Raw genomic sequence first — 13,371 nt, 5'->3', positions numbered from 1 at the left:
CATAGCGTCCCTGCTTATGGCGAATACTCTAGATATTCAGGTGTTCTATCGCCAACTCTAAAGTTTTAATGCTGGCAGTTGGCAAATGTGCATTCTCACTTAGATACTGTCTAAACTTTCGTCCTCCTGGTTTGCCATGAAACAGTCCGAGGATGTGCCTTGAAATATGCCCCAGCTTTGTTCCCTTATCTAACTGTGAGGATATGTACGGGAAAAAGGCTGCCAATGCCTGAGTTGCTGTTTGGCTCGCAGGTGCTTCAAGAAATATCTCTTCATCTATATTGAGAAGCATTGATGGATTGTAATAGGCCTCTCTGCCAATCATTACGCCATCAACATGATTTAGATGATTTTTGCTTTCCTGTATTGTTTTTATCCCGCCATTTATGATTATTTCTAGCTGAGGAAAATCTTTTTTAAGTTGGTAAACGGTTGCGTAATCAAGAGGGGGGATTTCTCGATTCTCTTTGGGGCTGAGGCCTTTCAGGATCGCTTTTCGTGCATGAACTATAAATGTACTACATCCACTTTTGGCAACATGCTCCACAAAGTGATGTAATAACTCATAGCTGTCTCGGTCATCAATGCCTATTCTGTGCTTTACTGTCACAGGGACAGATACTGTGGATTGCATTTCTGCCAGACATTCTGCCACCAATTCAGGATGGTCCATCAAACATGCACCGATCATGTTGTTTTGCACTCGGTCGCTAGGACAGCCCACGTTTAGATTTATTTCATCGTAGCCATAGTCTTCACAGATAATCGCACATTCGCGTAAGGCTTTGGGGTTGCTGCCGCCGAGTTGTACTGCAATGGGGTGTTCCTCATTGGCAAATGACAGAAATCGATGCTTGTCACCATGCAGTATGGCACCAGTAGTGATCATCTCAGTGTACAGCAGAGTGTGTTTTGTCAGATGGCGCGCGAAATTGCGATAGTGGCTATCTGTGAGGTCCATCATTGGAGCTACACTAAAGCGACGATCCAGCGTGGGGAGGGAGGTATCTTGAAAAGTTTGTTCAGTCATCAGTTCTGTGGTGCGATATTCGAAGTGAGGAGTGTGTCTGCACTGTAGTTTACCTGAAACTGCAGTGGATGGTATCAAGTAGCGGCAGGGCTGCGTCACCTGATAGGTGACGCAGCTATATAGAGGGCTAGTTAGCTGTTTTAGATACCAAGTAGTCTTTGGACAGGTGGATCAGATCTCCCATTATGCGCCCTGACTCGGTGAGTATGGGGTCATCTTTTTCTGTCGTCTCATTAAGCTTTTCTAATGCTTCGTAATTCGGAAGAATAGGTTCCCCTTTACGCTGACGTCTGATGTTTTCCTGATCCAGTTCCCAGGCTTCTGTTTTTGCTCTTTCCTCACGTAAAGCACTTTCAAACAACGGGACGGTCGGCTGCTTTTTGGCTTCCTTCTGCTTTTTCATTAAGTTGACCATATAGTCAAAATCTGGATCGTTGGCTGTTCTGGCCAAGTGGCGTTGTCTGAGTTCGTCAACGATAAAACCATAGTCCCCATAACTGGGATAGCGTAGTGGACGCACTTTGTCCCAGGGGAGAGCATGATCAAGAGCGCTTTCGCCAATTTCTTCGTTGTCGATAATGGTCGGGAAACTGATATCGGGTACTACACCTTTGTGCTGTGTGCTTTCGCCGGAGATTCTGTAGAACTTTGCTTGTGTCAGTTTCAGTTGGCCAGAGGGTAGAGGGAGAAGAGTTTGCACCGTCCCTTTACCAAATGTCTGGCTTCCAACGATTAATGCTCGGCCATAGTCCTGCATGGCACCTGCAAATATTTCGGACGCAGATGCACTCAAGCGATTGACCAGTACAATCATCGGGCCATCGTAGACTACCTTCGGATCTGAGTCGCCAAGAATATTGACTCGGCCCTGAGCATCCCGGATCTGGACGGTAGGACCTTGGCGAATGAATAAACCGATAAGCTCGTTGGCTTCTCTAAGAGATCCTCCGCCATTGTTTCGCAGATCCAGAACAAGTCCATCGATGCTTTCCTGCTTGAGTTCGTTCAGCAGCCTTTCTACATCGCGACTGGTGCTTTTGTAGTTTGGGTCACCTGCTTGTGCAGCCTGGAAGTCAAGATAGAAGGCTGGCAATGTAATTACGCCAACTTTCAGTGGTTGCTTCTTCCCTTCTTGGGGAATCTCCAGAACTTTCTTCTGAGCTGCCTGATCTTCTAGTTTGACTTTGCTGCGAACGAGCCGGATTTCTTTGGTTTTTTTGTCAGTGCTTCCAGCCGGTATAATCTGCAGTCGAACAACGGTGTCTTTAGCGCCGCGAATCAAGTCGACCACTTCATCAAGACGCCAGCCTACAACATCAGTCATTTCACCATCATCACCTTGAGCAACACCCACTACCAAATCTGACGGTTTCAGCTGGCCAGACTTTTCCGCAGGGCCACCTGGTACTAACCGAACGATCTTGGTCTGCTCATCCTCTGACTGAAGTACTGCACCTATCCCTTCAAGGGACAGACTCATGTTGATATTGAAGTTTTCCGATGTCTGAGGAGAGAAGTATTGGGTATGAGGATCATGCAGTTCAGCGAAAGCATTCATGAAGATTTGGAAAGCGTCTTCATTTTTTGTCTGTCGAAGACGGGTAATCTGATTGGTAAAGCGGCGCTCCAGAGTTTTAGCAGCTTCATCAGTATTTTTGTCTGCCAGAAGTAAGCTTAGCACGCTGCTCTTAAGCTGCTTGCGCCACAGATCGTTCAGCTCATTCTGATCTTTCGGCCATGGAGCATTCTTTCGATCAGTCTCCATGTATTCCTGTTTGGACAGTTCGTAGACGTCAGGTCCTTTGGCAAGAAGATCCAACTGATAATTGAGACGATCAATTCTTCGCTCTTGCGAAAGGTTGAAGACGTTGAAAGCGTCCTCCAACTTGCCATCGAGCAGCTGATTATCAAGGTCATCCTTGAAAGAGGCCATCATATCAATGTCAGTTTGCAGGAATAGAGAGTGGCTTGGATCGAGGGCATTCTGATATCTGGCCAGCAGCGCCTCAGACAATTTATCGTCCACCGGCAACATCTGATAATGATTGTTGGTAAGAGTATTAACGATGGTTTTGGTCAGGCTGGCGTGCTGGGGGTCAGGATGTAATGCATCCTTGGCTGGGTCATAGTTGAGTTCTGGATGAGATATGCTGGCATTGACGCCTGCGCTGGAGAGGGCAATGGCAAAGCCGACTAATAATGCAGACAGGCGAAGCATGAAGCGTTTCCTTTGCCTAATAATGTATGAGGTGAGACTACCAGAATAATGGATGGTTCCACAGCGTAAGATATTGGTATTGCGAACCAGCGGTGATAGTAACATAGAATTATGAAGCTGGACGTCTGGAGCCGGGTGTCCTTGTTACAACTTATTCAAGGTAATGTATGCAATCAGTAACTGTATTTAATGAGGGGTTGTTGGCTTTTCTGCAGGCATCTCCGACCCCCTATCATGCTGTGAAAAATATGCAGCAGCAGTTGAAGGAGAAGGGTTTTTCTCTATTGAACGAAGGCGAAGCCTGGGATTTGCATCCTGGCAGTTCTTATATGGTTACAAGGAATGGTTCTTCCATTATCGCTTGGACTATGCCTGAGCAAGATCAGGCTCTGGAAGACGGTATACGTTTGGTTGGAGCGCATACTGACAGTCCGTGCCTGAAGGTTAAACCTCAACCTGAGCTTAGTCGCTACGGCTATATACAACTGGGTGTGGAGGTGTACGGCGGCGTGTTACTCAATCCATGGTTTGATCGTGATCTTTCTCTTGCGGGTAAGGTAACGTATCGCACCGTGGACGGGCGCTTGACGTCACATCTGATCGATATGCAACGTGCCGTTGCGGTCATTCCCAGCTTGGCTATCCACCTTGATCGTGAAGTAAATCAGAGCAAGTCAGTTAACGCACAACGGGATTTGCCACCGATTCTCTGGCAGTTTAATGATGATCCAGAGAAGTTCGATGTACGAAACTGGCTTAAAGATTATCTGGAGCAGGATGAGGGTGTTACCAGTATTGATCAGGTGCTCGACTTTGATCTGTGTTTCTACGATACCCAGAAAGCTGCTCTGATTGGCATGAACGAGGATTTCATTGCAAGCGCAAGACTGGATAACCTGTTGAGTTGCTATGTTGCCATGCAGTCTTTGATAGAGGCTCCATTACCCGGCAGTATGATGATCTGTACAGACCATGAAGAGGTCGGTAGCGCGTCCACGTGTGGAGCCGAAGGGCCCTTTCTTAATGATGTTCTGGCAAGGATGTTTCCAGGAACTGAAACGCGAACTCGTGTTATCAGCCAATCCTTGTTGATCTCCGCAGACAATGCTCATGGTATTCATCCTAACTATCCGGACAAGCATGATGCCAATCACGGGCCTATTCTTAATAAAGGGCCTGTTATCAAGATTAATAACAATCAGCGTTATGCGACAACCAGTGACAGTAGTGCTGTACTCCGTCAGTTAGCTATTCATGCAGAGGTACCAGTACAGGCATTCGTTGTGCGTAGTGACATGGCCTGTGGTTCAACTATAGGGCCTATCACAGCCACGCGCACTGGCATTCCGACCGTAGATGTAGGGGTGCCTACGTTTGCCATGCACTCTATTCGCGAGTTGGCTGGTGCAAAAGATGCCTGGTATTTGTATAAAATTCTGAGCCGCTTTTATGTACAGCGTCCCTACGTAGTCTAATCCATTATCAAGCATGCAGTGGAATAGCTAATCTACAAATAATAAAGGCCGGATCTTCTCCGGCCTTCAGTTTTATCGTGAGCTATTCGTATAGCTCGCAGAGCTTACTCAAGCAAGGCGCGTAGCATCCAGGCTGTTTTTTCATGCAATGCCATACGGCCTACAAGTAAGTCTGCACTGGCTTCATCGGCTGCTTCCTGAGCGACAGGCAGAATTTGGCGGCAAGTACGAACTACGGTTTCGTGTCCTAAGACCAGCAGTTTGGTCATTTCTTTGGCGTCAGTGACATTGTCACGTTCTTCGAGTTTAGTGAGCTTGCTGAACTCTTTGTATGTGCCTGGTGCGCGCATACCCAGCGCTCTGATTCGCTCAGCAATTTCATCTACTGCGGTCGCCATTTCTGTGTATTGTTCTTCAAACATCAGGTGCAGGGTGCGGAATTGAGGTCCGGTCACGTTCCAGTGAAAGTTGTGTGTCTGCAGATACAGGGTGTAGGTATCGGCCAGCAGGCTAGCCAGTCCACCAGCAATGGCTTCACGGTCGTTATCACTGATTCCAATGTTAATTTTTTCCATCTTGTCCATGTTTTCCTCCAATGAGTGATGGTTGCTTGCCTTTAGTCTCACGTGCTGCGACGAAAAACGGAAGTTGGCTGTTACTAAGGTTCTAATAGCAAAAAATAATAGCCCTATATGCTTTGGGCGCATTGCTGCTGCGCAACATATGGCCTAGTTTCTACAAACGTCTCGGATATTTTAGCTGCGAGTAGCTTGCCAGGGTGTGACGCCATGATCCCAACATCACTAGAAACACATGACCGCATAGCCCATATCGTTCTGCAGGGGTTTGACCGGTATCGTTCAAAGTTCCGCAAAATCACCTCCGGTGCCCGTGCTCGATTTGAGAACGCGGATTGGTATGCAGCTCAGAAAGCTGCTGCAGACCGAATCAATCTTTATGATCTAGCTGTCAGTGATGTTGTTGATCTCATTCAATGTAGTGTCAGTTCATCAATACTCAAGCCTGATAACTGGCCTATGGTAAAACAGTGTTACATTCAGCAAATAATGGGACGTACAGATTACGAGTTGGCAGAGACCTTTTTTAATTCAATCTACTGTCGACTATTTAAGCATCTGGTCATGGAGCAGGAGGGGATGTTTATCCATACTTCCTTATCTGGCGCGAAATCTAAGACCGGTATTCCCATTACCAATATTTATGCTTTAGGAAGTGAAGGGCTGGTAGGGTTATTAGATGAGATATTGGATGATCATATCTTCACCCTGCCTTGGGAGAATAAACGCAGAGATATTCGCAACATAATTAAACACCTTGAACTCACGTTACCTCGTGCAGTGTGGCGTAGCAATCAAGTCAAGGTTGAGGTATTAAATTCGGTCTTTTATCGCAATAAGGCATCATATCTGGTCGGCCGAATAGAGTCCGAAGGAATGATCATTCCCTTTGTCTTACCCATCATGAATAACGAAAAAGGAAGGGTATACATTGATACGCTGCTTATGGATCGTGATGATGTCAGTATTCTGTTCAGTTTTACGCGATCATATTTTCTGGTTGATGTTCCGGTGCCAGCAGAATACGTCCGCTTTCTGCAGGCGCTGATGCCGTCCAAGAGCGAAGCGGAGCTGTACTCCTCCATTGGTTTTTTCAAACATGGGAAAACCGAGTTTTACCGCGAATTCTTGCGCCACCTTGATAACTCTGCTGATGAGTTTGTCAGTGCTCCCGGTATCAAGGGGATGGTAATGGCAGTATTTACGCTACCTTCGTATCCCGTGGTCTTCAAGATTATCAAGGACTACTTTGCGCCGCCTAAAGAGGTTAGCAGAGTCACCGTGATGGAAAAGTACGAGCTGGTTAAACGCCATGATCGTGTTGGGCGAATGGCAGATACACAAGAGTTTTCTAATTTCGTTTTTCCACGTCATCGTTTTTCGGATAGTTTGCTGCAGGAGTTACTGGAGGTCGCAGCATCAAATCTCATTATCGATGAACATACGGTAACTATTCGCCATTTATATACTGAACGACGAATGACGCCTCTGAATCTCTATTTGCAAAGCTGCACTGAGAAACAGTGTCTGGATGTGTTGGATGAGTATGGTAATGCGCTCAAGCAGCTCGCAGCTGCAAACATTTTCGCTGGTGATATGTTGCTCAAGAATTTTGGCGTAACGCGGCATGGGCGCGTCGTGTTCTATGACTACGATGAAATCAGCTATCTCACCGAAGTCAATTTCCGGGCTATTCCCGAAGCGACTTATCCAGAACAGGAAATGTCGGGAGAACCCTGGTACTCGGTTGGGCCAAATGACGTCTTTCCAGAAGAGTTCCCCCGCTTCCTGTTCGCGGATGTGCGTATCAGAAAGTTATTTAACGAGATGCACGGCAATCTGTTTACCCCGGAATATTGGCAGGGGCTGCAAGCCGCTATTCGGGAGGGAAGGGTAATGAGTGTCTATCCTTATCGTCGCAAGAAGCGTTTTCCACGCCACGAGCTGGCTGCATCAGAGCAGTTGGAGTAAGAACAGTTGTTGTAAGCAGGTCAGCAGCATGAGCTGACCTGCGGTGACTCGTCAATGCCCGGTCGGCCAGTGCTCTTCGCCTGCCTCGATGTCAGTCTGATTGACGTCGGCACGAGGATCAAGCTCAGCAGTGACGGGTGAGTTCGGCGGTACGGTAATGAAATTCTGATGCTCTGCGAGAGGGACCGGCGCACGCACTTTCTTGCGCCAGAGCAGGAAGCCTGCCAGCACGCCACTGACGATACAAAAGTAGATGAACAAGCCTTTTGGTCCGTACACGCTCATGGCGACAGGTGCAAGTAATGGCCCAATCACCGCACCGATACTATAGGACAGTAACAAGCCCTGATTGGCACTGATGACCTGATCAGGGGCCAGCTCATCACAGGCGTGACTCAAGCTCATCGGATAGAGTGAAAACGCCAGACCGCCAAACAGGAAGATCAGACCTGCTTGAATGTAATAGCTGCCTTTTTCTGTACCAAACACCAGGGTCAGGCTGGCAATCGTCAGGCAGCAGCACAGAATTGTCAGGACCACTCGCCGGTCCATCTTGTCCGAGAGTCGTCCGACGGGGTACTGCAATGTCATCCCACCAAGAATAAGAACAGCCATCAAGTTAGCAACCTGATTCAGTGAGTGGCCGGTATCAGTAAAAAACAGGGGCATAAGACCGTAGATGCTGCCCAGTACCATGCCGGACGTAAAACTGCCAAAAGCGCCTGAAGGTGTCAGTTTGACCAGTTTGAAGAAGCTGATGCCCTGAGTTATTTCCAGTGTCGGTGAGGCAACCCGGGTCAGAGACAGTGGCACCACCGACAAGGAAGCCGCCATGGCCGTCATGGCAAACGGGACCAGAATCATCGGGTCAATGTATTTCAATAACAGTTGGGCGACGGCCAGGGCTCCATAAAGCAGGATCATATAGAACGCCAGAATTTGACCGCGAGTCTGGGGGCTACTTGATACCAGCATCCAGGACTCAATTACGACAAACAGACCGCTGGTCGCAATGCCACCGATAAAGCGCAAGCCGGTCCAGATGGCAGGGTCAATGAGTAACCCGTGAAGAATGGCTAGCGTTGCCAGGATCGAAGCATAGGCGGCATAGGCGCGAATATGACCTACGCGGACAATAATGCGAGCGTTAAAGAACGAGCCGGTAAATAGCCCGGCAAAGTACGCCGCAGAGACCATGCCGATTGCTTGGGGATCTACATGCTCTGCAGACAGACGAAGGGTCAATAGTGTCGTCAGGAGACCATGACCGAGAGTAAATATGACTAGGCTGAAAAGCGGCGGGATTACGCCCGTCAACGACGCGAGTGCCATGACATGCTTCTTGTGAATAGAAGAGGGAAAGGGTCACGCTTCGTAGCGTGATAGTACATTGCAAGGCGGCACTATAGAGTAAATTTTGAGCATTTCAAGCGTTCAACAGGGCAACCTGGCAGATAAATAATGATGGCCAATATTAGACTTTCTACTGGGTGTTTTGAGCACGACTGATGCTTGTGCGGCGACGTCATAAGCCTATGCATGCTGAGCATCGCATAGGCTGAAAAGTGAGCTTCGGAAGGGAATTGAGTTGTTACATGCAATTCGTCGGTTTGGGTAGGCCCGCGAGCTTTGCTGCTAACTTGGCAGGGCTCTCAGGGAACAGCGTCATCAGATACACACTGTTGCCTTTCTCTTTGCCGAGTTTTAGTGCGACAGCTTTCACGAAAGGACGAGTGGCAGGGGAGATGCCATATTCTGTGTAGAACTCTCTTAATAAAAAGAGAACTTCCCAGTGTGCTTCGGTCAACTCAATACCTGCGGATTGCGCCAACGTATTGGCGGCCTCAGTGGACCAGTCGTCGAGATTGATTAAATAGCCTTCAGGGTCAGTAGCAAGCATTGTCATAGTGAGGTTGATGGGGTTACCAGCTAATCGATTGTGTATGCTGTTCGGTTAAGGCGACAAAGCCAGCATCGTCAATAATCTGAATGTGTGGTGCCAGATAGGCGTTAATGGCACGTGCTTCAATATCGCGAGAGAGTACAAATACAGCAAGACCCCTTGGCCAGTACGCATAGCTGGCCAGTGCCGAGAGGACACCATCGGCCACAAGCAATACAGCGTCCTGCTGCGGATCTATCAGGGCGAGACATTGCTCAAGACTGGCATCAGGCGTCGCTTTATTGATGATATGTAGCATACCTGTCTACTCAAGATCGTTTTGGCGTTGATGCTGGGGGCATTATAGGTCAGCCCCATCGAACCAGCAGTATCTGTATGCGTGCATCCCTTATTTAGCCGCATTGTTTCACTAGCTGATAGTGCGTTTCTAGTCTTAAGTTTTCTACAGCAGAGGTGACGGCCTAGGAGGAGTGTCACACTTGAAGAGGGTCGTCCTAGAAGCAAAACACCTGCTGTGCTGTTGCCAGTTGTTGACGTATTTGCCTGCTGTCGACAGCAGTACACTTGATGGCAAGTGCATCTTCAGCGATACCTCTGGCCTGGAGGCTGGTTCGGTCAACATAGACGTTTTCTATGTCGTACATATCCAGTGCTTGCAGCATCCTTGAGGTATCTTTAGCGGCCAACTGAGTTGCCTTCTGATCCGGAAGCAACTGAAGTACTCCATCACCCATAAAATACAGGCTTACCTCCTGTCCAAAGGCCGCTGCAGCCAGTGCGGCCTCAAGGCCTTCACGTGCATGCTGCTTCGAATAGGGTGGATGACGCAATAGGAAGGCAAAGTGCATAGGGGCGACTCGTTGCGAATGCTGTTGAGGGGCTGACATCAGCCCTGGAAAGTAATCAGGCGGTCCACATCCAGTGCAGCATCTACCAACGTGCCCAATCCCGCTAACGTAAAGCCCGTTGCCAGCATTTCTACAGGCGGTTTGCCATGTCGCTGGGCTTCTGTTGCTGACAAGATCCCTCTTCGTTGTGCTGCGGCAATGCAGAGCACCAGTTCTGTATTGCCTGCTAGCGCCAGTGCCTGCCACTCGCCAAGGAGGCTATTTTCGTCCTGGGCGCTGATTTGCAGTCCGTTGCCTAACTGCACTCCGGCACCATAAAAAAATACGCGGAGCAGTTGATGCTCCCGCGCAAGCAGGGCCTGGCTGAAATACAGGGCAGAGCGCGCCGCCTGGGAGTCCAGGGGCGCGCCATTTACCAGTAGAGCATACTTCATTATCAGTCGTCGCTGCTGAACGCACCAACCAGCTGCAGCAGTGCTGTAAACAGGTTGAGGATGTTCAGAAACTGGCTGACAGTCATCAGCACATAGTTAGTTTCACCGCTGTGAATCATGTTGCTGGTGTCATACAGAATGAATCCGGAGAACACGATGACCGCCGCTGCCGCAATTGCCAACTGCAAGCCAGGCATATGCAGGAAAATATTTGCAATGCTGGCGCCAACGACGGCCAGGATACCCACCAGCAGGAATCCGCGCATAAAGCTGAAGTCCTTGCGAGTGGTAAGTGCATAGGCAGACAGGCCAGCAAAGATGATTCCAGTCAGACCCAGTGCGGTCATTATGACTTCACCGCCATTAGCCATCGCCAGGTACATGTTGAGAATTGGGCCAAGCGTGAAGCCCGCAAAGCCAGTGAAGGCAAACGTCAGTGGCAATGCGATGACGGAGTTACGCTGCCACTGAATGGCGAACAACAAGCCAATCATGATGACCAGATTAAGTAAGGGGTGCAGACCGACCTGCATTGAAGTGGAAACCGCTGCGCAAACAGCACTGAACACCAGTGTCATTGACAGCAAGGTGTAGGTATTACGAATCGCCTTGTTGGCAACCTGCGTTGACAACACTTGCGAGTGGGGAACGGATCTAATAGGCATAGACTCTCCTTGGATCGCTCGAATCTGTGTGGCGACGAATTGGCGAAGCCAACCGCGCACTAGGGTAAAACGGAGTTATGGCAGCTAGTTTTTAACTGTGCGCCGTAGTTGATGCAAGTAGATTGAGGCGTTGACAGGGAATTTCAAAGCCCTCACCATCCGCCGCCTGCCATTCTCAGGGGGATTTCATGGCTACTCAGCTACCCATTCTTTATCGCGATGAGGCCATGGTTGCTGTCTATAAGCCAGCTGACATGCTGGTGCATCGATCTTTTCGTTCACCGGGCGAGACAGAGTTTGTGCTGCAAACAGTGCGTAACCAATTGTGTCAGCATGTGTTTCCGGTGCATCGGCTGGATCGGCCAACGGCTGGCGTTATGGTGTTGGCATTCAATTCTGAGGTAGCACGTCTGCTTACTGAGCAATTCACCGTAGGGGAGGTCAGCAAGCATTATCTGGCTGTGACACGGGGACATGTTGGAGAAGCTGGCTATATTGATTATCCACTGACGGTGGAGGATGACGACTATGACGACCCCCGAACCAGCAAAAATAAGGAGCCGCAAGAAGCCAAAACCAGTTATTCGCCACTAGCTCAGGTGACATTGTCTATTCCTGTTGGCCGTTACCCCGAAGCGCGTTACAGCCTTGTGCATCTGCAGCCTCATACTGGCCGACAACACCAGTTGCGCCGCCACATGAAGCACATATTTCACCCCATTGTTGGCGATACGACTCATGGTGAGGGGCGTCACAACAGGCTGTTCAGAGATCATTTCAACTGGCACAGGCTGGCGTTATTTGCCATCGGCATGCGTTTGTCACACCCGTTAACGGGTGTGCCTTTGAGTCTAACAACGCTGCCAGATGAAGACGCAATGACGCTTTTTTCAAAATTAGGCTGGAATTTTCCTGCGTTAATGCCGATTAATTAACTATCGGTGCGGTTGCAGGTGACTTTGCTGCGATGCTACCGGTAAGGTAACCAGACGGTTATCCGCTTTTATTCGTTGAGAGATGAGTGAGTAGACGTGTTAGTAGGAGTGAGTGCGAGATAGAAGAAAATCATCAAGGTCTGTAATTCTGCATTTCCTCTAGGGGTTCCCTACAGGAAGGTTGTTGCAACAGACCTCCAGCGGAGGAAATGTTATGCAATACCGTCAGGCGAAATACGCGATAGGGCAGATTGTACAGCACAGATACCTCGGCTACCGAGGCGTTATCGTGGATGTTGATTATGCCTATGCACTGGATCAGGCCGTGCTGAATGAGGTCAATGCCAATTTGAGTAATGAGGGCAAACCTCCTTTGGAAGCTGATCAGCCTTTCTATGTGATTCTATCCGGCGATACTCAGGACCACTTGTATATATCGGAGGTCAATCTCAGGGACTACGATGACTTCCTTGATGTTGATCATGAGGAAATTCCACAGTACTTCCAGAGTGTTGAGCAAGGACATTACGTACCCAGGTTCTCTGTGCACTGACTACTTTGTGGAGGAGTTGATCAAACAGCGTGTTGGGCTTGGATATCTGTGCGAGGCATACAAGCGATAAATCATCTGTGTTGATCATGTTGAATTAAGACCTGTAAGTAGGGTTGGTAATGCTCCGGACCCAGGCTCTGACAGGTTAAAATGCACAAAAGCCCGGTTGTCCGGGCTTTTGTATTTACAGTGCTACGACATGATTGCCAGCCAGGGCGGTATGTCTCAGCTGTGCAGTTTCAAGAAATCTTCGCTCAGATAGAGCTCGTCGTTGCTGTTGACCAGAATGCCACGCTCGACCACGTTACGAGCGATTTCCTGAGCTTCGGTCAGCGAGTGCATTTCATAGGTGCCGCACTGGTATTCGTTCAGCTCAGGAATATCCTGCATGGTTTTAACCTGAGTGACGTCTTCCATGGCCGCTTTCCAGGCATCTGCTACCTGCTGCTCACTGGGCGTGCCGATCAGGCTCATATAGAAACCTGTTCTGCAGCCCATTGGGGAAATGTCGATAATTTCAACATGCTCACCATTCAGGTGATCACGCATAAAGCCGGCAAACAAATGCTCCAGCGTATGGATGCCTTTTTCCGACAGGATTTCTTTGTTGGGCAGGCAGAAACGCAGATCGAAAACCGTGATGTTGTCACCCTTGGGGGTCTTCATCGACTTAGCTACGCGTACCGCGGGCGCGTTCATGCGGGTGTGGTCGACGCGGAAGCTGTCTAAAAGAGGCATATGCAATCCATCCAGGCTTAGTA

14 protein-coding genes are annotated in these 13,371 nt (G+C 48.9%); 4 read left to right on the top strand and 10 right to left on the bottom strand.

The window, feature by feature from the left end:
- Positions 1-28: 28 nt before the first annotated feature.
- Positions 29-1,030 carry a tRNA dihydrouridine(20/20a) synthase DusA gene (gene dusA, locus WH50_RS13345; RefSeq protein ID WP_110187756.1) on the bottom strand — a complete coding sequence of 334 codons (1,002 nt, stop codon included), beginning with the start codon at positions 1,028-1,030 and terminating at the stop codon, positions 29-31.
- A 127-nt stretch (positions 1,031-1,157) separates the two neighbouring features.
- On the bottom strand, positions 1,158-3,248 hold the full coding sequence (locus tag WH50_RS13340) for a carboxy terminal-processing peptidase (RefSeq protein ID WP_207780300.1): 2,091 nt from the start codon (positions 3,246-3,248) through the stop codon (positions 1,158-1,160).
- Between the two features lie 167 nt (positions 3,249-3,415).
- On the opposite strand from WH50_RS13340, the gene WH50_RS13335 reads away from it, so the two are divergent.
- Complete coding sequence (locus tag WH50_RS13335) at positions 3,416-4,723, top strand: M18 family aminopeptidase (RefSeq protein ID WP_110187754.1); 1,308 nt, start codon at positions 3,416-3,418, stop codon at positions 4,721-4,723.
- Between the two features lie 104 nt (positions 4,724-4,827).
- Here the strand turns inward: WH50_RS13335 and WH50_RS13330 are convergent, their stop codons facing one another.
- Positions 4,828-5,307 (bottom strand): Dps family protein, encoded by a 480-nt coding sequence (locus WH50_RS13330; RefSeq protein WP_279305935.1) that lies wholly within the window; start codon positions 5,305-5,307, stop codon positions 4,828-4,830.
- Between the two features lie 204 nt (positions 5,308-5,511).
- Between WH50_RS13330 and aceK the strand changes: the two genes are divergently transcribed.
- Entirely contained in the window at positions 5,512-7,272 is a 1,761-nt protein-coding gene (gene aceK / locus WH50_RS13325; RefSeq protein ID WP_110187753.1) for a bifunctional isocitrate dehydrogenase kinase/phosphatase, read from the top strand.
- A gap of 51 nt (positions 7,273-7,323) precedes the next feature.
- Here the strand turns inward: aceK and WH50_RS13320 are convergent, their stop codons facing one another.
- The 6 genes from WH50_RS13320 to WH50_RS13295 all read right to left on the bottom strand — a co-directional run bounded on the left by WH50_RS13320 (position 7,324) and on the right by WH50_RS13295 (position 11,122).
- Positions 7,324-8,604 carry an MFS transporter gene (locus WH50_RS13320; protein ID WP_110187752.1) on the bottom strand — a complete coding sequence of 427 codons (1,281 nt, stop codon included), beginning with the start codon at positions 8,602-8,604 and terminating at the stop codon, positions 7,324-7,326.
- Positions 8,605-8,863: 259 nt separating this feature from the next.
- The gene (locus WH50_RS13315; RefSeq protein WP_110187751.1) at positions 8,864-9,178 is read right to left on the bottom strand and encodes a TusE/DsrC/DsvC family sulfur relay protein; all 315 of its coding nucleotides are present in this window, start codon (positions 9,176-9,178) and stop codon (positions 8,864-8,866) included.
- Positions 9,179-9,194: 16 nt separating this feature from the next.
- Entirely contained in the window at positions 9,195-9,473 is a 279-nt protein-coding gene (gene tusB / locus WH50_RS13310) for a sulfurtransferase complex subunit TusB (RefSeq protein ID WP_110187750.1), read from the bottom strand.
- A gap of 196 nt (positions 9,474-9,669) precedes the next feature.
- A complete protein-coding gene (tusC, locus tag WH50_RS13305; RefSeq protein WP_165838419.1) occupies positions 9,670-10,023 on the bottom strand; it encodes a sulfurtransferase complex subunit TusC in 354 nt (117 codons plus the stop codon).
- A gap of 38 nt (positions 10,024-10,061) precedes the next feature.
- Positions 10,062-10,457 carry a sulfurtransferase complex subunit TusD gene (gene tusD, locus WH50_RS13300; RefSeq protein WP_110187748.1) on the bottom strand — a complete coding sequence of 132 codons (396 nt, stop codon included), beginning with the start codon at positions 10,455-10,457 and terminating at the stop codon, positions 10,062-10,064.
- A 2-nt stretch (positions 10,458-10,459) separates the two neighbouring features.
- The gene (locus WH50_RS13295) at positions 10,460-11,122 is read right to left on the bottom strand and encodes a Bax inhibitor-1/YccA family protein (RefSeq protein WP_110187747.1); all 663 of its coding nucleotides are present in this window, start codon (positions 11,120-11,122) and stop codon (positions 10,460-10,462) included.
- 188 nt (positions 11,123-11,310) lie between these two features.
- On the opposite strand from WH50_RS13295, the gene WH50_RS13290 reads away from it, so the two are divergent.
- Entirely contained in the window at positions 11,311-12,057 is a 747-nt protein-coding gene (locus tag WH50_RS13290) for a pseudouridine synthase (protein WP_110187746.1), read from the top strand.
- A gap of 214 nt (positions 12,058-12,271) precedes the next feature.
- Complete coding sequence (hspQ, locus tag WH50_RS13285; RefSeq protein WP_110187745.1) at positions 12,272-12,610, top strand: heat shock protein HspQ; 339 nt, start codon at positions 12,272-12,274, stop codon at positions 12,608-12,610.
- A 225-nt stretch (positions 12,611-12,835) separates the two neighbouring features.
- On the opposite strand, the gene luxS is transcribed toward hspQ, so the two are convergent.
- On the bottom strand, positions 12,836-13,348 hold the full coding sequence (luxS, locus tag WH50_RS13280) for an S-ribosylhomocysteine lyase (RefSeq protein WP_110187744.1): 513 nt from the start codon (positions 13,346-13,348) through the stop codon (positions 12,836-12,838).
- Positions 13,349-13,371 lie beyond the last annotated feature (23 nt).

This window comes from Pokkaliibacter plantistimulans, assembly GCF_003194385.1.
In the GTDB taxonomy this organism is placed as follows: Bacteria; Pseudomonadota; Gammaproteobacteria; order Pseudomonadales; family Balneatricaceae; genus Pokkaliibacter; species Pokkaliibacter plantistimulans.
Note: the sequence above shows the minus strand (reverse complement) of the source record. Positions and strands in the feature narration are given on the sequence as shown.

Bases quoted from the DNA above. Each gene is read 5' to 3' on its own strand.
- WH50_RS13320 (WP_110187752.1), bottom strand. From the start codon at position 8,604: ATGGCACTCGCGTCGTTGACGGGCGTAATCCCGCCGCTTTTCAGCCTA.
- dusA (WP_110187756.1), bottom strand. From the start codon at position 1,030: ATGACTGAACAAACTTTTCAAGATACCTCCCTCCCCACGCTGGATCGT.
- WH50_RS13290 (WP_110187746.1), top strand. From the start codon at position 11,311: ATGGCTACTCAGCTACCCATTCTTTATCGCGATGAGGCCATGGTTGCT.
- aceK (WP_110187753.1), top strand. From the start codon at position 5,512: ATGATCCCAACATCACTAGAAACACATGACCGCATAGCCCATATCGTT.
- WH50_RS13335 (WP_110187754.1), top strand. From the start codon at position 3,416: ATGCAATCAGTAACTGTATTTAATGAGGGGTTGTTGGCTTTTCTGCAG.
- tusC (WP_165838419.1), bottom strand. From the start codon at position 10,023: ATGCACTTTGCCTTCCTATTGCGTCATCCACCCTATTCGAAGCAGCAT.
- WH50_RS13295 (WP_110187747.1), bottom strand. From the start codon at position 11,122: ATGCCTATTAGATCCGTTCCCCACTCGCAAGTGTTGTCAACGCAGGTT.
- luxS (WP_110187744.1), bottom strand. From the start codon at position 13,348: ATGCCTCTTTTAGACAGCTTCCGCGTCGACCACACCCGCATGAACGCG.
- WH50_RS13330 (WP_279305935.1), bottom strand. From the start codon at position 5,307: ATGGACAAGATGGAAAAAATTAACATTGGAATCAGTGATAACGACCGT.
- hspQ (WP_110187745.1), top strand. From the start codon at position 12,272: ATGCAATACCGTCAGGCGAAATACGCGATAGGGCAGATTGTACAGCAC.
- WH50_RS13315 (WP_110187751.1), bottom strand. From the start codon at position 9,178: ATGACAATGCTTGCTACTGACCCTGAAGGCTATTTAATCAATCTCGAC.
- tusB (WP_110187750.1), bottom strand. From the start codon at position 9,473: ATGCTACATATCATCAATAAAGCGACGCCTGATGCCAGTCTTGAGCAA.
- WH50_RS13340 (WP_207780300.1), bottom strand. From the start codon at position 3,248: ATGCTTCGCCTGTCTGCATTATTAGTCGGCTTTGCCATTGCCCTCTCC.
- tusD (WP_110187748.1), bottom strand. From the start codon at position 10,457: ATGAAGTATGCTCTACTGGTAAATGGCGCGCCCCTGGACTCCCAGGCG.